The sequence below is a fragment of the Azospirillum sp. TSH20 genome (assembly GCF_003115935.1).
Taxonomy (GTDB): domain Bacteria; phylum Pseudomonadota; class Alphaproteobacteria; order Azospirillales; family Azospirillaceae; genus Azospirillum.
This window is the reverse complement of record NZ_LGQU01000008.1, coordinates 14,682-31,006: the sequence shown is the minus strand read 5'-3', so window position 1 is coordinate 31,006 and position 16,325 is coordinate 14,682. Positions and strand designations below refer to the sequence as shown.

17 protein-coding genes are annotated in these 16,325 nt (G+C 66.1%); 9 read left to right on the top strand and 8 right to left on the bottom strand.

Annotation, left to right across the window (positions count from 1 at the left end; genetic code table 11):
- Nucleotides 1-95: 95 nt before the first annotated feature.
- The 4 genes from ftsE (at nt 96) to TSH20_RS02820 (ending at nt 2,710) form a co-directional block, all read left to right on the top strand.
- Nucleotides 96-851 (top strand): cell division ATP-binding protein FtsE, encoded by a 756-nt coding sequence (gene ftsE, locus TSH20_RS02835; RefSeq protein WP_109073301.1) that lies wholly within the window; start codon nt 96-98, stop codon nt 849-851.
- A 4-nt stretch (nt 852-855) separates the two neighbouring features.
- A complete protein-coding gene (locus TSH20_RS02830) occupies nt 856-1,749 on the top strand; it encodes a hypothetical protein (RefSeq protein ID WP_109073300.1) in 894 nt (297 codons plus the stop codon).
- A 10-nt stretch (nt 1,750-1,759) separates the two neighbouring features.
- Nucleotides 1,760-2,404, top strand: a complete 645-nt coding sequence (locus TSH20_RS02825; RefSeq protein ID WP_109073299.1) for a YdcF family protein — start codon at nt 1,760-1,762, stop codon at nt 2,402-2,404.
- A 138-nt stretch (nt 2,405-2,542) separates the two neighbouring features.
- Nucleotides 2,543-2,710 carry a hemin uptake protein HemP gene (locus TSH20_RS02820; protein WP_085091948.1) on the top strand — a complete coding sequence of 56 codons (168 nt, stop codon included), beginning with the start codon at nt 2,543-2,545 and terminating at the stop codon, nt 2,708-2,710.
- Nucleotides 2,711-2,801: 91 nt separating this feature from the next.
- Here TSH20_RS02820 and TSH20_RS02815 read toward each other — a convergent pair whose 3' ends face one another.
- Entirely contained in the window at nt 2,802-3,002 is a 201-nt protein-coding gene (locus tag TSH20_RS02815; RefSeq protein WP_109073298.1) for a cation transporter, read from the bottom strand.
- Between the two features lie 431 nt (nt 3,003-3,433).
- Between TSH20_RS02815 and TSH20_RS02810 the strand changes: the two genes are divergently transcribed.
- From TSH20_RS02810 to TSH20_RS02795, 4 genes are read left to right on the top strand one after another with little or no spacing between them, the layout of a single operon-like run.
- The gene (locus TSH20_RS02810; RefSeq protein WP_109073297.1) at nt 3,434-4,825 is read left to right on the top strand and encodes a GntP family permease; all 1,392 of its coding nucleotides are present in this window, start codon (nt 3,434-3,436) and stop codon (nt 4,823-4,825) included.
- Nucleotides 4,826-4,827: 2 nt separating this feature from the next.
- Complete coding sequence (locus TSH20_RS02805; protein ID WP_109073296.1) at nt 4,828-5,484, top strand: 3-oxoacid CoA-transferase subunit A; 657 nt, start codon at nt 4,828-4,830, stop codon at nt 5,482-5,484.
- Between the two features lie 17 nt (nt 5,485-5,501).
- Nucleotides 5,502-6,155, top strand: a complete 654-nt coding sequence (locus TSH20_RS02800) for a 3-oxoacid CoA-transferase subunit B (protein WP_109073295.1) — start codon at nt 5,502-5,504, stop codon at nt 6,153-6,155.
- A 6-nt stretch (nt 6,156-6,161) separates the two neighbouring features.
- The gene (locus TSH20_RS02795) at nt 6,162-6,950 is read left to right on the top strand and encodes a 3-hydroxybutyrate dehydrogenase (RefSeq protein WP_109073294.1); all 789 of its coding nucleotides are present in this window, start codon (nt 6,162-6,164) and stop codon (nt 6,948-6,950) included.
- 71 nt (nt 6,951-7,021) lie between these two features.
- Here TSH20_RS02795 and TSH20_RS02790 read toward each other — a convergent pair whose 3' ends face one another.
- The 5 genes from TSH20_RS02790 to TSH20_RS02770 all read right to left on the bottom strand — a co-directional run bounded on the left by TSH20_RS02790 (nt 7,022) and on the right by TSH20_RS02770 (nt 10,638).
- On the bottom strand, nt 7,022-7,402 hold the full coding sequence (locus TSH20_RS02790) for a ribbon-helix-helix domain-containing protein (RefSeq protein WP_109073293.1): 381 nt from the start codon (nt 7,400-7,402) through the stop codon (nt 7,022-7,024).
- A gap of 107 nt (nt 7,403-7,509) precedes the next feature.
- Nucleotides 7,510-8,220, bottom strand: coding sequence for a Crp/Fnr family transcriptional regulator (locus TSH20_RS02785; RefSeq protein WP_109073292.1), 711 nt, complete (start codon nt 8,218-8,220; stop codon nt 7,510-7,512).
- 77 nt (nt 8,221-8,297) lie between these two features.
- Entirely contained in the window at nt 8,298-9,050 is a 753-nt protein-coding gene (locus TSH20_RS02780; protein ID WP_109073291.1) for a TfuA-like protein, read from the bottom strand.
- On the bottom strand, nt 9,047-10,318 hold the full coding sequence (locus TSH20_RS02775) for a YcaO-like family protein (protein ID WP_109073290.1): 1,272 nt from the start codon (nt 10,316-10,318) through the stop codon (nt 9,047-9,049). The genes TSH20_RS02780 and TSH20_RS02775 overlap by 4 nt, the downstream gene beginning before the upstream one ends.
- 122 nt (nt 10,319-10,440) lie before the next feature.
- Nucleotides 10,441-10,638, bottom strand: a complete 198-nt coding sequence (locus tag TSH20_RS02770) for a hypothetical protein (RefSeq protein WP_109073289.1) — start codon at nt 10,636-10,638, stop codon at nt 10,441-10,443.
- 128 nt (nt 10,639-10,766) lie between these two features.
- On the opposite strand from TSH20_RS02770, the gene TSH20_RS35570 reads away from it, so the two are divergent.
- Entirely contained in the window at nt 10,767-11,081 is a 315-nt protein-coding gene (locus TSH20_RS35570; protein WP_247871474.1) for a ribbon-helix-helix domain-containing protein, read from the top strand.
- Between the two features lie 24 nt (nt 11,082-11,105).
- Here the strand turns inward: TSH20_RS35570 and TSH20_RS02760 are convergent, their stop codons facing one another.
- Entirely contained in the window at nt 11,106-14,177 is a 3,072-nt protein-coding gene (locus TSH20_RS02760) for an adenylate/guanylate cyclase domain-containing protein (protein ID WP_109073287.1), read from the bottom strand.
- A 238-nt stretch (nt 14,178-14,415) separates the two neighbouring features.
- Nucleotides 14,416-16,281 carry a dihydroxy-acid dehydratase gene (gene ilvD, locus TSH20_RS02755; RefSeq protein ID WP_109073286.1) on the bottom strand — a complete coding sequence of 622 codons (1,866 nt, stop codon included), beginning with the start codon at nt 16,279-16,281 and terminating at the stop codon, nt 14,416-14,418.
- Nucleotides 16,282-16,325 lie beyond the last annotated feature (44 nt).

Here is a 16,325-nt window from a genome sequence, read left to right as displayed (position 1 = left end):
GGGACATCGTGGCAGGGTGCGGGGCGGGGTGGACTCCGCCCCCGGCCGGGTGCATTGTCCCCGGCGTGGAGGGGTTGACGAGCTGTGGTGGGACCGTGATTCGTTTCGAGAATGTCGGCTTGCGGTACGGCACCGAGGCGGAGGTGCTGCGCGACATCAGCTTTACCCTTCAGCCTGGATCCTTCCATTTCCTGACCGGCGCCAGCGGGGCGGGCAAATCGTCGCTGCTGAAGCTGATGTATCTCGCTCACCGGCCGTCGCGCGGGCTGGTCACCCTGTTCGGCCGCGACATGGCGATGGTGACCCGCCGCGACCTGCCGGAACTGCGCCGCCAGATCGGCGTGGTGTTCCAGGATTTCGCGCTGCTCGACCATCTGTCGGCACTGGACAATGTGGCGCTGCCGCTGCGCATGGCCGGTACGCCGGAGGCCGACGTGGTCGCCCATTGCAGCGAGATCCTGCGCTGGGTCGGGCTGGGCAACCACCTGCACGCCAAGCCGTCGACCCTGTCGGGCGGGCAGAAGCAGCGGGTCGCCATCGCCCGGTCGGTCATCAACCGGCCGCGGCTGCTGCTGGCCGACGAACCCACGGGCAACGTCGACGACGGCATCGGCATGCGGCTGCTCTATCTGTTCGAGGAACTGTACAAGCTGGGGACCACCGTGGTGATCGCCACCCACAACGAGGCGCTGATCCGCCGTTTCGACCATCCGCGCCTGCATCTCGACAGCGGCCGGCTGATGGTCGTGCCCTCGCGCGGCAGCCGGGTCCAAGAGGGCCGGACGCATGAGGGCCGGGCGCAGGATGCGCGGGCCAACGATCAGCGGGCCAATGACCCGCGGTGGGAGTAGCGGCATGGCGCTTCGTCCCGTTCGGCCCCGGTCCGACCTGCCGCTGGCGGTCGATCCCTCCTCGCGCTTTCTCGGCTGGATCACCGCGCTGATGGCGTTCCTGGCGGCTCTGGCGCTGGCCGGCGCCATGCTGGTTTCGGACATGGCGCAACGCTGGGACAGCGGGCTGGCCGGCGGGCTGACCGTGCAGGTGGCGCCAATGCCGGGCGCTCCCGTGGCACCGCTGGACGAGCGGACGGAGGCGGCGCTGACGGTCCTGCGCTCCACCCCCGGGATCGGATCGGCGACCCTGCTGAGCGGCGGTGAGATCGCCCGGCTGCTGGAGCCCTGGTTGGGATCGGGGGCTTCGGACCCGCTGCTGCCGATGCCGCGGATGATCGACGTCGTCGCCAACGGGCCGGTCGACATCGCGGGCCTGCGCCTGCGCCTGACCTCGGCAGCGCCGGGGGCGACGCTGGACGACCATGCGGTTTGGTTGGCCGACCTGCGCTCCTTCGCCGGGGCGATCCGGCTGGCGGCGCTGGGCGTGGTGCTGATGATCGGGGCGGCGGCGGTGATGACCGTGGTATTCGCGGTGCGCACCGGCCTTGCCATCCATCGGCCGGTGGTGGAGCTGCTGCATCTGATGGGCGCCACCGACCGCTATGTCTCCCGCCAGTTCGAGCGTCATGTGGTATCCCTGAGCCTGCGCGGCGGCGGGATCGGTCTGCTGCTGGCCGGCGGCACCATGTATGGGCTGCACCGCGCCTCCCAGGGCCTGCGGGCCAGCCTGCTGCCGGATTTGGCGCTGGAGCCCTGGCAATGGGTGGTTCTGCTGCTGGTCCCGGCGGCGCTGGCCCTGCTGGCGCTGGCGACCGCGCGCTGGACCGTGCTGCGCACGCTGGAGTCGATGCCGTGACGGGGTCGCGATGAGCCTCACCCACCACCGGCAGCGCGGCAGCGGGGTGATGGCGCGGGCGATCGGCCATCTGTTGACCGGTGCGCTGGTGCTGGCGGTTGCCTGGCTGGCCGGTCTGTTCTGGTATGCCGCCGACGTGCCGCGCTCGCCCCCCGCCGGCGCCGATGCCCAACGGCGGACCGACGCCATCGTCGTGTTGACCGGCGGCAGCAACCGGCTGGTCACCGGGCTGGAATTGCTGGCCGCCGGGCGGGCGAAGAAGCTGTTCGTGTCCGGCGTCTATGACGGGGTGGAGGTGCAGGAACTGCTGAAGCTCTCCCGTCATTCCCCGACCGAGATGGAATGCTGCATCACATTGGGCTATTCCGCCGACAGCACCATCGGCAACGCCTATGAGACGGCGGACTGGATGCGCGACCAGGGGTTCCGGTCGCTTCGCCTCGTGACGGCCAACTATCACATGCGCCGCAGCATGCTGGAACTGGCGATGGCGATGCCCGACGTGGAACTGGTCCCCCATCCCGTCGTCGCTCCCACCGTCCATCTGGACGATTGGTGGATGTGGCCCGGCACCGCGAACCTGCTGGTCAACGAATACAACAAGCTGCTGGTGGTGGGCCTGCGCTGGATGGTCCGCAGTGTGGTCCGGGTTTGACCAAGGAATTCGGAGCGGCGCGCCACAAAAGCGAATGAGAATGACTTGCAATTAGGAGCGAGCAGAGGTAGGGTCCGGTTCAGGGTTCACGCCCGGACATCGCCGACCGCAACGTCCGTCCAGCAAGAAAGACACGCCATGCACGACAGCGCCGTCTCCGCTCCGGCTTCCTTCATCGCCGCGTCCCTGCCGGTGGTCGAATCCGCCCGCCTGATGTCGGGCAGCCGCGAGATCGTGATCCAGCACGCCGGGCAGAGCTACCGCCTGCGCGTGACCCGCGCCAACAAGCTGATTCTGACCAAATAAAAGACCTTCAACGAACCTTCCGGGAAGACGTCACCGAGAATGGGCGCCGGCCAATTGGTCCGGCGCCCATTTTCTTTTTTGTGATGACGTCTCACGCCCGGCCTTGTACCTCATAACCGGCATCCTCGATGGCTTGGCGGATGACGGATTCATCAGCGTTGCCTTCGACGGCAACCTGGCCGGCCTTCAAGTCGACCAGCGCGCGGTCCACGGCGGGAACGGCTTCCACAGCCTTGGTCACGGTCTGGGCGCAGTGGCCGCAGGTCATTCCGGAAACCTTCAATGTCAGCATGGGTCTTCTCCCTTGACGGTTTGGCGATGCTCGATGGGGACAGGCTGCTCCTTCCAGCGATTGGAAGGTCAAGCGGCATTCCATTGGCCCGCTCAACCGCCGCCCGATGGGATCGTCTCGTGTCGCTACCCTGTCCATAAAATGAGACGATATCTCGAAAATGAGACTTTTTTGCCGCGCGCAGTCTCCAGCCTGAGACATTGAGCCCGGCTGGCGGTTTTGTGTGCAGTGCAAAAAGTCGGCGGTGTCAAAGGTTTCGCTTGCGACGACCATGCTCCCTGCCAGTGGCACGACCTTTGCTCATATCGATGCATGCACCCGTAGCCGGGTCCACCACGAGAGGCTGCGCCGGCTGTCTCAGCCGCAACGCCCGGAACCGACATCCAAGACGTCGGCCATCCGAAAAGAATCACCGAGGGAGCATCGTCCAAATGAGTTTCCTGATCTGCTTGGGAGCGCTCGCGTTCCTCATGCTGGTCGCCTATCGGGGCTTCAGCGTCATCCTCTTCGCGCCGGTGGCGGCGCTGGCGGCGGTGCTGCTGACCGACCCGTCCGCCGTGCCGCCGGTCTTCACCGGCCTGTTCATGGACAAGATGGTCGGCTTCGTGAAGCTGTACTTCCCGGTCTTTCTGCTGGGCGCGGTGTTCGGCAAGGTGATCGAGCTGTCCGGCTTCTCCAAGTCGATCGTCTCGGCCGTCATCAAGCTGGTCGGGCGCGAGCGTGCGGTGACCTCCATCGTCCTGGTCTGCCTGTTGCTGACCTATGGCGGCGTGTCACTGTTCGTCGTGGTCTTCGCCGTCTATCCCTTCGCGGCGGAGATGTTCCGGCAGGGCGACATCCCCAAGCGCCTGATCCCCGGCGTGATCGCGCTGGGCGCCTTCACCGTCACGATGGACGCGCTGCCGGGCACGCCGCAAATCCAGAACATCATTCCCACCACCTTCTTCAAGACCGACGCCTATGCCGCCCCCTGGCTGGGCCTGATCGGCTCGGTCTTCATCTTGACGCTGGGCCTGCTCTATCTGGAATGGCGGGTGCGCTCTGCCATCGCGCGCGGCGAGGGCTACGGCAGCGGCCACACCAACGAGCCGGAGCCGGTGGCCTCCGAACTGCTGCCGAATCCGATCCTGGCGCTGTCGCCGCTGGTCGCCGTCGGCGTGTTGAACAAGCTGTTCACCATGGCGATCCCCGTCATCTATGGCACGACCAGCGAAGTTGTCCTGACCCCCGGCGCCAAGCCGCTGGTGACGCAGGTTTCCGCCGTCGCCGGCATCTGGGCGGTGGTGGGGGCGCTGCTCTGCGGCATCCTGATGGTGCTGGCCTTTGCCTGGAAGCCGGTGTCCCAGCGCTTCGCCGAGGGCACGAAGGCCGCGATCGGCGGGTCGCTGCTGGCCTCGATGAACACGGCGTCGGAATACGGCTTCGGCGCGGTGATCGCGGCGCTGCCGGGCTTCCTGGTGATCCGCGACGCGCTGTCCGCCATCCCCAACCCGCTGGTGAACGAGGCGGTGACGGTCACCGTGCTGGCGGGCATCACAGGGTCGGCGTCCGGCGGCATGAGCATCGCGCTGGCCGCCATGGCCGACCAGTTCATCACCGCCGCCAATGCCGCCGGCATCCCGATGGAGGTGCTGCACCGCGTCGCCTCGATGGCCAGCGGCGGCATGGACACCTTGCCGCACAATGGTGCCGTCATCACCTTGCTGGGCGTCACCGGGCTGACGCACCGGCAGTCCTATGGCGACATCTTCGCCGTCACCTGCATCAAGACGCTGGCGGTCTTCTTCGTGATCGCCGTCTACTACCTGACCGGGATCGTCTGACGATGAACAAGCTCATTTCCCTGGAAGAGGCCGTCGCGCGCATTCCGGACGGCGCTTCCCTGCTGATCGGCGGCTTCATGGCCGTCGGTGGCCCCAACCGGCTGGTGGACGAACTGATCCGCCAGGGCAAGCGCGACCTGACCATCATCGCCAACGACACTGCGCGGCCCAACAACGGACTGGGCAAGCTGGTGGTGGAGAAGCTGGTGCGCCGTGTCGTCACCAGCCACATCGGCCTGAACCCCGAGACGCAAAAGCAGATGATCGCCGGCGACATCGAGGTGGAACTGGTGCCGCAGGGCACGCTGGCCGAGCGTATCCGCGCCGGCGGCGTCGGGCTGGGCGGCGTCCTGACCCCCACCGGCGTTGGCACCACGGTGGAGGAGGGCAAGCGCAAGGTCGAGATCGACGGCGTGACCTATCTGCTGGAAATGCCGATCAAGGCCGATTTCGCGCTGGTCGCCGCCAAGCAGGCCGACCTGTACGGCAACCTGACCTACGCGTTGACCGCGCGCAATTTCAACCCACTGATGGCGATGGCCGGCGCCACCGTCATCGCCGAGGCCGAGGACATCCTGCCCGTCGGTTGCATCCCGCCCGACGCGGTGATGACACCGTCGGTTCTGGTCGACCACATCGTCACCTCCAAGCCGCGCTGATCGGGGAGTATCGAGCCATGGATGAAAAGACCCTGATCGCCAAGCGCGTCGCGCTGGAACTGAAGGACGGCGACCTCGTCAACCTGGGTATCGGCCTGCCGACCCTGGTCGCCCGCTATGTCCCCGTCGGACGCCATGTGTTCTTCCAGTCGGAGAACGGGATCGTCGGCATGTCCGGCCCGATCACCGGCGCGGAGAACCACGACCTGACCGACGCCGGCGGCTCGCCCATCTCGGCCTTGCCGGGGGCGGCGTCCTTCGACAGCGCCCTCTCCTTCGGGCTGATCCGCGGCGGCCATCTGGACGTCACCGTGCTGGGCGGCCTGCAGGTGGACCGCGAGGGGCGGCTCGCCAACTGGATGGTGCCTGGCAAGATGGTGCCGGGTATGGGCGGGGCGATGGATCTGGTCACCGGCGCCCGCCGGGTGATCGTCGCCATGCAGCACAGCGCCAAGGGCGAGGCGAAGATCGTCGAACGCTGCGCCCTGCCGCTGACCTCGGTCCGTCGGGTCGACCTGGTGGTGACCGACCTCGCCGTCATCGAGCCGACCGACGTCGGGCTCGTCTTGAAGGAAACCGCCCCCGGTGTCACGGTGGAGCAGGTAATCGCCAACACCGGGTGCGAGTTGATCCTCGCCCCGGACCTCCGTTCCATGCCGATCGAAGGATAAAGAAGAATGACCAATCTGAAGGGGAAGGCCGCGCTCGTTACTGGGTCCACCAGCGGGATCGGCCTTGGGATCGCACGGCAGCTTGCGGGGCAGGGCGCCGACCTGATGCTGAACGGCTTCGGCGATGCCGGCTACATCGCCGAGCTGTGCCGGTCGCTGTCGACGGAGTTCGGTGTGCGCGTCGCCCACAACGGCGCCGACATGTCCAAGCCCGCGGAGATCGAGGCGATGGTCGCCGCCACCGAGGCGGCCTATGGCCGGCTGGACGTGCTGGTCAACAATGCCGGCATCCAGCATGTGGCGCCGGTCGATGCCTTTCCGGTGGAACGCTGGGACGCGGTGATCGCCATCAACCTGTCGGCCGTTTTCCACGGCACCCGCGCCGCGTTGCCGGGCATGAAGGCGCGCGGCTGGGGCCGGGTCATCAACATCGCGTCGGTGCACGGGCTGGTGGCGTCGGTCAACAAGTCGGCCTATGTCGCCGCCAAGCATGGCGTGATCGGCCTGACCAAGGTGACGGCACTGGAACTGGCGGAGACCAACATCACCTGCAACGCCATCTGCCCGGGCTGGGTGCTGACGCCGCTGGTGCAGAAGCAGATCGACGCGCTGGCTGCCTCGCGCAACCTGTCGGTGGAGGAGGCCGGGCGCGAGCTGCTGAGCGAGAAGCAGCCGTCCAAATCCTTCGTCACGCCGGAACAGCTGGGCGAACTGGCAGTGTTCCTGTGCTCGGAGGCCGCCGGCAACATGCGCGGTGCGGCCCTGACGATGGATGGCGGCTGGACCGCCCAATAAGACGGTCGGTACAACACATTGGGGGGCGGGTCGAAAGGCCTGTCCCCAAGAGTGCCGGCTTTTTTCAGGTGTCAGCTGTCGCTGGTGACCGGGACGATGTCGAAGGGGGTCGCGATGAAGGGGCGGCCCTGGCCATGACCGGCACGCGCATGGCCGCGTTCGGTCGCCGCCTGCCTGAAATAGCCGACCACGAACACGCGCAAGGCGTTGGCAAGCGACACGCCGGCCTGGGAAGAGCGACGACCCTGCTGCTCCATGCGGTCACGGACATCGTAGCAGAGTTCGTCCACCGTCAGATCCTCCCGACGGCAAATTTCTTCGAGCCCTTCCCAATAGGACGGCTCCAATCTGATTGTAACATCGCGCCCGGACAATTTGAGCGTGCGGGAAGTCAGTGAAGCGACGCCCGTAGATTGATCGACGCGAGATTTCCTGTTCCCTTCGCTCGACATGCTCTTAAACCCTCGTGCTACCCGTGCGATTGCCCCCAACGCATGCACACTATAACGCGACCACAACCGGTTTTGGGAACAAAACTTTAGGCAGGTAAGGATTCCCCCTAGGGAACCCGTTCGGGGTCACCGGCCATGTCCTTAAGCAATGCCAGATCGTTGATGACGATAAACCCTTTGGCATATGTCACCACTCCGGCCTTTCGTAGGGCGCCGAGGCACTTGTTCACCATTTCACGGGTAACGCCCAACATGTTGGCCAGCGATTCCTGCGACAACGGCAGGGTCAACCGCAGGCCGGTCGGAGTCTGCTGGCCGTAGCTGTCCGACAGCAGCAGCAACCGGCGGGCAAGCCGGCGCGGCACGTCGTGGAAGACCGCGTCCTCAATGTTCTCCGATACCCAGCGCAGCCGGTCGCACAGCACGATCATCATGCGGGTGCACAGGCGCGGGTGGCGCTCCAGGAAGGGGATGAAGTCGGAGCGGTCGATCCGGTAAAGCTCGACCGGCCGCAGGGCGATCGCGGCCGCCGTGCGTTCCCGTCCGTCGATCAGGCCGATCTCGCCCAACACATCGCCGGCTTCCAGGATGTTCAGCAGCATCGTCTTGCCGTCCGCCGAGGAGGTGCGGATGGCGATCTGCCCCTTCAACACGGCGAACAGGCTGTCGCCGGGGTCCCCCTTGTCGAAGATGATCTGGTCGGCATCGAAGCGGGCGATACGGCCCAGCGTCAGCATTTCCGCCATCTGCTCGGCATCGAGTTCCCCGAGCAGCCGGTTGCGCCTCAGCACCGCCGCAACATCCATCGGCGCGTTCATCCGTCCGTCCAGGTACAGTTTCGCGCCGGGCTGGCGGTCATCGCCACCCCGGCGCGATCAGTCTAGCGGATACGCCCTTACATCGCGAGCGGAGCCGCGTCGCGCAGGGCACGTTCCCAAAGTACGGTGCGCTCGAAGTGGAAACGGGCCTCCGGTGCCGCATCGTCACCCGTCGAACGGCCCAGCCGCCAGGCCATGGTGCGCAGCATCGCCTTGGCATCCTCGCGCTTCTGGTCGAACCGGCCCTGCGGCAGCCAACTGCGGAAAGCCACCAATTCGGACGCCGGCAGGCCGATATCGCCACCCAGACGCAACATTCGTCCATAGCCGCGCTCGCGGTAGGGCAGTTCCTTGGCGATGGATTCCAGGCGCAGGGCCGTCTCGGCGGTCAGCACCCGGTCGGCAATCGCGTCGGACAGGGTGCGGCGGATGTTGACCATCGCCTCAGACAGGGAGGTGTAGCCCAGCTCGGCCGGGCCGTGGATCACCGCCACCTCGTCGTCATCCTCCAACCGGCCGTCGCGGAACGCCTCGAAGATGGCGCCGACGCCGACCATGCCGAAGGGATACAGCTCCGCCGCGCGCAGTGCCCCCATGCTGGAGGCGCCGAACACCGGGATGCCGGCATGGATGGCGTAGAGGATTTCCTTGTGCCAGACCGACGGCACGCTTTCGAAGAAACCGTCGATGATGCCGATGGCCGCCGGCTTTTCCGCGCACAACCGCAGAACGTCGCCCTGGGCGACCGGCGGCAGATAGGTGGCGTCCAGCTCCAGCGCCGCGTCCTCGCGCGGCAGGGTGGGGCCGAGAAAGACATAGACGCCGCTCATGCCGCCTTCTCCATGGCTTGGGTGCCGAGCACGCGCAGGCCGCGTTCACCCAGCAGGTAATCGGGGGATTCGTCGGCACCCTCCAGCCCAGGCACGACGACGCGCACGACGGGGATACCAAATTCGGGCTTGGTCAGATCGACCGCCACCGCCTCCTCGATGCCGACGGCGCGCAGCCGGTCGAGCTGGTGGGCAAGGTCGGCCTCGATGGTGGGGGCGGTGCTGGTCGGACAATGGTGGAAGGGGCGCCGGCCGCCACCCTCCACGATCATGGCCTTCCAGCGGGCGTGATGGGCAGGGTCGAGGTGGCGCTCATACTCGGCACGGGGCATGTCGTCGCGGGCGCCGGCGATGAAGGTCAGGCGGCTCTGCGCCGCCTCGGTCAGGGCGCGGGACAGGGCGATCTCGCGCGCCGCATGGCAGCCCATGCCGGTGGCCGGGCGGATGGAATGCTGAGGCATCTCCTCACGCTCGACGATGCGGCAGAGGAAGGCGGGCAGGCCGACGTCGCTGGTGGTCTCCCACACGCCGACGGCGACGCCCGCCGCTTCGAACCGGTCGATCAGCGAACGGCAGACCGGATCGTCGATGCTGTCCAGGTCGATGCGGGTCGCCGCCTGGGAAGCCGGGTCCTGCAGGCGCCACAGGGTGGTCGCGTCGCGCTCCACCAGTTCGGTGACGGCGTGGCTGATCGCCTCCACCTTGTGGTTGCCCGACGCCAGCCCGTTGGAGCCGGCCAGGAAGGCGCCGTGGCCGGGGGCCATCGGCACGGTGAAATTCAGGTGGACCATCTCGAACGGAACCCATTTCGGGCCGCCGTTCAGCAGGTCTTGCCCCTCGATCCACAGGATGGGGCTGTTGGGATTGAAGCTGCCGGTCGACAGCCGGGGCAGGCGGTCGACGTCCACCACCGGGTGGGTCCAGCGCAGCTCCTCGAAGCTGGCGAACTTCAGCGGCAGGGTGATGCGTTCGGCGTGATAGCTCTCGATCGACTCCATGACCCCCGAGGCCTTGGCGGCGGCGAGCGTCACTCCCTTGCCCTGCGACACCGAGATGGAGCGCGAGTTCGGCCGTGTCACCATCACCACCGGAATGCCGACGGCATCCAGCCCTGTGACGTTGGCGACCCGGGTGATCCCCATGATCGGCAGGAACGGGGCGACCCGTGCCAGGGTCTGTTCGGGCGCCATGACCCGGTGGGTGCCGACCGTGTGGGCCTTCACCGCATCCGAAACGGAGGCTTTGACATCGAGCAGATCGAAGGGCATCGCGGCTTGTCCAGGGCGGAGGAAAATCGAGAGGGCGCGTCCCCGTTCCCGGGTCCGTGGCCGGTCAGCACCTGAAGTGGCGCTGGTGGCCACGGTCCGAAGAACCGGAACCGGGAACCCGATCAGGCGCCCGGGGTGATGCTGTAACGACCGGCCTCGTGATCGGCGGCATCAAAGGTGCTGCGGTCGCCGGAACGGACGAGGTTACGAGCGGTCGAAGCCTGCACTTCAGCGATCTCGGCGACACCTTGAGCGGAAACGTTGTACAGACGGCCATCGGCGCCACGAACCATCGACGACTGGAACAGATTGAGCGACATCGTTTGTCTCCTCGGTTGAAGTGATGTGCTCATTTCTTCGAATTCGAACTAACTCGCGCTGTGAAGTTTTTCACTTTGCGAACACCGCCCTTCGGATAACACAGCCTTCTCAAGCTGGGTTGTCGGTCATGACCGCAGTCAAGGAGTCCGATGGGATGCTGAACTCTGCCAACAAACAACGTGATTGCCGGGCTGACCAATTATCTAATCTGATGGCTTGGCCTGTTATGTCGGTTCGTGTTGTGCCAGTTGAGGATGGCGAAAGACGTGTGCGTCTCGAAAATGCGGTGTGGGATGGGCTGGATGCCATCGCGCAGGCTGAAGGATTGCTGACCAAGCAATTGTGCGCGAAATTAGATGCGCGTCGCTCGAAGAATGTAGCCTTAAGCAGTGAAATCCGGAGCTTTGTTCTGGACTACTTTCGTGGAAATGATGAAGTTTGATGATTTTCCGTATTTTGTAGTAAATCATTCAATGATAATTCGCTGTAATTCTGACCGTGTGCTGAAGGCGTTCAAGCTGCCGAATTTATTCAGCAAAAGACTTGCTTGGACCTCCAAAGACTTTTGATAAGTTTTGCTGGCGATCGTTAGTCCATCTTGTGCAGCCTTTGAAGCTGCAACCAGCTGGTCGGTGGCGGCAAGTGCCTCGGCATACCAAATCAGAACTTGGGGAACACGGCCCAACGGGTGAAGTCGACCATTGCCCCCGCCTTGCTGCTGAAACAGCGCAAAGCTGCGCTTAAACATAGCGTAGCCTGAATTGTGGTTCCCTGTCAGGACCGATGCGTATCCGATGCCGCCCATCACCAACGGCAGCAGTAGAGGTGCATGTATTGCGTGGCCGACCGACAATGCGGCCTCAAGTGCGGGAATGCTGTCTTTCAACTGCCCGCAGATGATATGGGTCCATCCCAGATGCGTCAGGGCGAACATCCTTGAGAAGAGGTGGTTGCTTTCCTCGGCGATTTCGACTGAGCGGCGCCCGGTTTCCACGGCTTCATCGACCCGCCCCAATTCGGCCAATCCGCGGGCCGCGAGGCTGCCCATATGCACCCGTGCGACAGTTGCGAGACCATAGCGGTCGTATGGACGAGACTTCGTGAGCAAGTGGGAGCCATGCTCGAATGTTTCCAACGCCTCTAGGAAGAGCCCCTTGTCTGTTTGTAGGCCGCCCAGCCGGAACAGCAACTGGACGCGGGTGCGGCGGTCATCCCGGGCGTCGAGCGCAGACAGGCCGTCGCGGCACAGCGCAAGACCTTCGTCGAGATCGCCGAACGTCCACAGGAACGATGCCAACATTGAGCATGCCCGGGCATAGCGGATGAGATCACCCGAATCTCGCGACATGGCGATGGCCCGTTGCAGATGGTCGTCCACTCCCATCGACCCTCGCGGCAGCAGAGATCTCGGAAGTGCGATCAGCAAATCGATCTGGCGCGCAGTGTTTCGCGGATGATCCGGCAGACGCCGCACGGCGGCGAGAGCGTTGGTATAATGCCGGCTGGAATCTTCCAGCTTGGAACGACCTTCGGCCCTTTCGCCCGCACGCCGGCCGAACAAGTGCGCGGCCGGCCAGTTTTCCGCCTTGAAGGCGTGGTGGGCCAGCAGGTCCAGGCGGTTGGGAAGGTCGGCGTCGCGGCGGTGGCGCAGCGCCTCCAGCACGCGGGCATGCAGCGCCCGGCGGTCGGACTTCGTCAGGGTGGCGTAGGCGACCTCCTGGATCAGCGCATGCTTGAAGGAATATTCCAGGTTGGGCAGCAGGCGGGTGCGCAGCACGAAGCCGGCACGCTCCAGATAGGCCAGATAGTCGGACAGGATCGACATCGACAGGCCGGTCAGAGCCTGCAGAAGCCCGACGTCGAAGGTATTGCCGATCACGGCGGCGTTCATCAGCAGTCGGCGCCGTTCCAGCGTCATCAGGTCCATGCGCTCTGCCAGCAGCGCGTGCAGCGTACGCGGCAGCTTGTCGACCACCAACGGGTCGATCAGCCGGTAGGAGCCCGGCGTGCCTTCGATGGCGTTGGACGTCTCCAGCGTGCGCAGAACCTCTTCCAGATAAAGCGGAACGCCCTGGCAGCGGGTGGCGACCTGGGCCTTCAACTCCACCAGCGACCAGTCCGGCCCCAGCCAATGGGCCAGGAAACTCTGCACCTGTTCCGGCGACAGCATGCCCAATTCCATGCGCCGTCCGCCCGGCCGGCCGTTCCAGCCCTGTTCGCGTGATTCCGGTCCCAGCGGCGGCGGTCGTCGGGTTGCGAGCAGCAGCAGGCGTGACCCGGACCCCGGCAGTGCTTCCGCCAGCCGATCGAGCAGCCGCACCATCACCGGCCGCGCCCAATGGGCATCCTCGACCAGGACCAGCAACGGCCGTCCCACGATCCCCTCGCCATCGGTCTGGGCGCCATCATCCGATGGGACCGTCGCCGCCAGCTCAAGCGTTGCCCCCACCAGCCCCTCGATGCCCAGCGACAGGCGCTGCGCCGCATCGAGGCCGCTCCACAGCGGGTCGAGCCCCGGCAGGCCGAACAGCGCCCGCACGGCGTCGCCGGCCAGCGAACCGGACCGGCGGCCCGCGGCCTCGCACACCCAGCCGACGCCCTCCTCGCTGGCGCGGCCGGCCACCTGCTCCGCCAGGCTCAGCGCCACTGCCTCGAGGTCGTCGGGATCGGCCAGCCGACGGATCGGCATCTGCGGCCATTGCAGCAAGGTCCAGCGCCTGCTGCGCGGATCGCGCAGAAACTCTCCCACCAGCCGCGACTTGCCGATTCCCGCCTCTCCCTGCAGCAGGAGTTGGGCCGGCGCCCCGGCCTCCACCGAATCGGTGATGGCGAACAGCGTCGCCACCTCCTGCTCGCGGCCGACATAGGGGGCGTCGGTGGCGGACAGCAGGTCGGTGGCGGTGCGGCGGACGGCGCGGGCTCCGTCGAGCAGGAAGGCCGGCATCGGCTCCACCTCGTCGGACAAACGCAGGCTTCCCATCGGGCGCGCCGTCACGCCGACCGGGATCAGGTCCAGCGTGTCGCGGCTGAGCTGCGCGGTGTCGGAGGCGGCGCGCTGCTGCAGCTTGGCGGCCATATGCACGCATTCACCGATGGCGCGGTAGTCGGACCACAGGCCGTTGGTCACCACATGGGTCACGGCGTCGCCGGAACTGATGCCGATGCGGATCTGGAAAAGCGGCTTTCCATGCTCGTCACGGGTGGCGCTGAGGATGTCCTGGGCAGCCAGACAGGCGCGCAGGGCGTGGTCCTCCTTGGCGCCGGGGGCGCCGAAGGTCGCCAGGAAACCATCGCCCAGCATCTGCGTCACCGTGCCTTCAAAACGCGGCACCGCCTCCGTCACGCGATCCAGAATGGAGAGGAGCAGGTCGTCCGCATCTTCCGGATCACGGCCGGCCACGATGGCGGAGGAGCGGACGATGTCGACGAACATCGCCGTTACCACCTTGCGCTCGCGCGGCTTGTCGCCCGGCAGGCGTGATGCCTCCTGCCAAGGACGGCCTTCGTCCGTCGCTGTGCTCAACATGGTGTCCGCCATGTCCGCCCCCTTTGCGGAATTCGCGTTGGCATATTAGAGCATGCAATTCGAATTTTGCGAACATCCGAGCGATGTATCGCCCTAAGATTTTCGCGCAGGCGGAAGCCAACATATCGGTGTATGTAATTCGGGGCAAAAAGAAAGCGCCGCGACTTGCGCGGCGCCTTGATTGTTACTTGTGATGAATATCCGCTGTGCCTGACTTGGTCGCTGTTGACGCTGGCCGGGTCAAACCGGCTCAGCGGCGGACGGCGATATTCTCCACCTGGGACACGTCGCGCACGGCGCCGCGGTCGGCGCTGGTCGTCAGGGCGGCATAGGCGCGGAGCGCCGGGGAAACCACGCGGTCGCGGCTGGCCGGCTTCCAGGCATCCACACCCTTGGCGTTCATCGCATCGCGGCGGCGCTGCATTTCCTGGTCATCGACGGCGAGGCGGATGATGCGGTTGGGGATGTCGATCTCGATGCGGTCGCCGTCCTGCACCAGTCCGATGGCGCCACCCTGCGCCGCTTCCGGCGAGACATGGCCGATCGACAGCCCCGACGTGCCGCCGGAGAAACGGCCGTCGGTGACCAGTGCGCAGGCCTTGCCCAACCCCTTCGACTTCAGGTAGCTGGTCGGGTACAGCATTTCCTGCATGCCGGGTCCGCCGCGCGGACCCTCGTAGCGGATGATCACCACCTCGCCTGCCTTGACCACATCGCCCAGGATGCCGGCGACGGCGTCGTCCTGGCTCTCGAACACGCGGGCCGGCCCGGCGAAGACGAGGTTGGAGGCGTCAACGCCCGCCGTCTTCACGATGCAGCCGTTCTCCGCGATGTTGCCGTACAGCACGGCGAGGCCGCCGTCCTGGCTGAAGGCGTTCTCGGCCTTGCGGATCACGCCCTTCTCGCGGTCGAGGTCCAGCTCCGGCCAGCGGCGCTCCTGACTGAAGGGCACGACGGTCGGGATGCCGCCGGGGGCGGCGCGGTACAGGGTGTGGACGGACTGGTCCTGGGTGCGCATCACGTCCCAGCGGTCCAGCGCGTCACCCAGCGTCGGGGCATGGACGGTGGGGGCTTCGCGGTTCAGCAGGCCGGCACGGTCAAGTTCGCCCAGGATGCCGAAGATGCCGCCGGCGCGATGCACGTCCTCGATATGGACGTCGGCCACCGCCGGGGCGACCTTGCAGACGTTGGGAACGTGGCGCGACAGCCGGTCGATGTCCGCCATGGTGAAGTCGATGCCGCCCTCCTGCGCCGCGGCCAGGATGTGCAGGACGGTGTTGGTCGAACCGCCCATGGCGATGTCGAGCGTCATCGCATTCTCGAACGCTTGCCGGGTGGCGATGCCGCGCGGCAGGGCGGTCGCGTCCTCCTCCTGATACCAGCGGCGGCAGAGGTCGACCACCATGCGGCCGGCGGCGAGGAACAGCTCCTTGCGGTCGGCGTGGGTCGCCAGGATGGTGCCGTTGCCGGGCAGTGACAGGCCCAGCGCTTCCGTCAGGCAGTTCATCGAATTGGCGGTGAACATGCCGGAGCAGGAGCCGCAGGTCGGGCAGGAGCCGCGCTCCATCTCTGCCGCCTCTTCATCGGAGACGGTCGGGTCGGCGGCGGCGACCATGGCATCGATCAGGTCGACCGACTTGACCTTGCCGCGCCACTTGACCTTGCCGGCCTCCATCGGGCCGCCGGAGACGAAGACCGCCGGGATGTTCAGGCGCATCGCGGCCATCAGCATGCCGGGCGTGATCTTGTCGCAGTTGGAGATGCAGACCAGCGCGTCGGCGCAGTGCGCGTTCGCCATGTACTCCACCGCGTCGGCGATCAACTCGCGCGAGGGCAGGCTGTACAGCATGCCGCCATGGCCCATGGCGATGCCGTCATCCACCGCGATGGTGTTGAACTCCTTCGCCACGCCGCCGGCCTTCTCGATCTCGCGGGCGACCAGCTGGCCCAGATCCTTCAGGTGGACGTGTCCGGGTACGAACTGGGTGAAGGAATTGGCGATGGCGATGATCGGCTTGCCGAAATCGCCGTCCTTCATGCCGGTCGCCCGCCACAGGCCGCGCGCGCCCGCCATGTTGCGGCCGTGGGTGGAGGTGCGGGAGCGGTAGTGCGGCATGGATCGGTCCTCAGCTGGTCGATTCGGGCGAGTTGGCGAAAGGA

Bases quoted from the DNA above. Each gene is read 5' to 3' on its own strand.
- TSH20_RS02830 (WP_109073300.1), top strand. From the start codon at position 856: ATGGCGCTTCGTCCCGTTCGGCCCCGGTCCGACCTGCCGCTGGCGGTC.
- TSH20_RS02800 (WP_109073295.1), top strand. From the start codon at position 5,502: ATGGATGAAAAGACCCTGATCGCCAAGCGCGTCGCGCTGGAACTGAAG.
- TSH20_RS02815 (WP_109073298.1), bottom strand. From the start codon at position 3,002: ATGCTGACATTGAAGGTTTCCGGAATGACCTGCGGCCACTGCGCCCAG.
- TSH20_RS02795 (WP_109073294.1), top strand. From the start codon at position 6,162: ATGACCAATCTGAAGGGGAAGGCCGCGCTCGTTACTGGGTCCACCAGC.
- TSH20_RS02810 (WP_109073297.1), top strand. From the start codon at position 3,434: ATGAGTTTCCTGATCTGCTTGGGAGCGCTCGCGTTCCTCATGCTGGTC.
- TSH20_RS02775 (WP_109073290.1), bottom strand. From the start codon at position 10,318: ATGCCCTTCGATCTGCTCGATGTCAAAGCCTCCGTTTCGGATGCGGTG.
- TSH20_RS02820 (WP_085091948.1), top strand. From the start codon at position 2,543: ATGCACGACAGCGCCGTCTCCGCTCCGGCTTCCTTCATCGCCGCGTCC.
- TSH20_RS35570 (WP_247871474.1), top strand. From the start codon at position 10,767: ATGACCGCAGTCAAGGAGTCCGATGGGATGCTGAACTCTGCCAACAAA.
- TSH20_RS02825 (WP_109073299.1), top strand. From the start codon at position 1,760: ATGAGCCTCACCCACCACCGGCAGCGCGGCAGCGGGGTGATGGCGCGG.
- TSH20_RS02760 (WP_109073287.1), bottom strand. From the start codon at position 14,177: ATGGCGGACACCATGTTGAGCACAGCGACGGACGAAGGCCGTCCTTGG.
- TSH20_RS02805 (WP_109073296.1), top strand. From the start codon at position 4,828: ATGAACAAGCTCATTTCCCTGGAAGAGGCCGTCGCGCGCATTCCGGAC.
- TSH20_RS02790 (WP_109073293.1), bottom strand. From the start codon at position 7,402: ATGTCGAGCGAAGGGAACAGGAAATCTCGCGTCGATCAATCTACGGGC.
- TSH20_RS02770 (WP_109073289.1), bottom strand. From the start codon at position 10,638: ATGTCGCTCAATCTGTTCCAGTCGTCGATGGTTCGTGGCGCCGATGGC.
- TSH20_RS02785 (WP_109073292.1), bottom strand. From the start codon at position 8,220: ATGAACGCGCCGATGGATGTTGCGGCGGTGCTGAGGCGCAACCGGCTG.
- TSH20_RS02780 (WP_109073291.1), bottom strand. From the start codon at position 9,050: ATGAGCGGCGTCTATGTCTTTCTCGGCCCCACCCTGCCGCGCGAGGAC.
- ilvD (WP_109073286.1), bottom strand. From the start codon at position 16,281: ATGCCGCACTACCGCTCCCGCACCTCCACCCACGGCCGCAACATGGCG.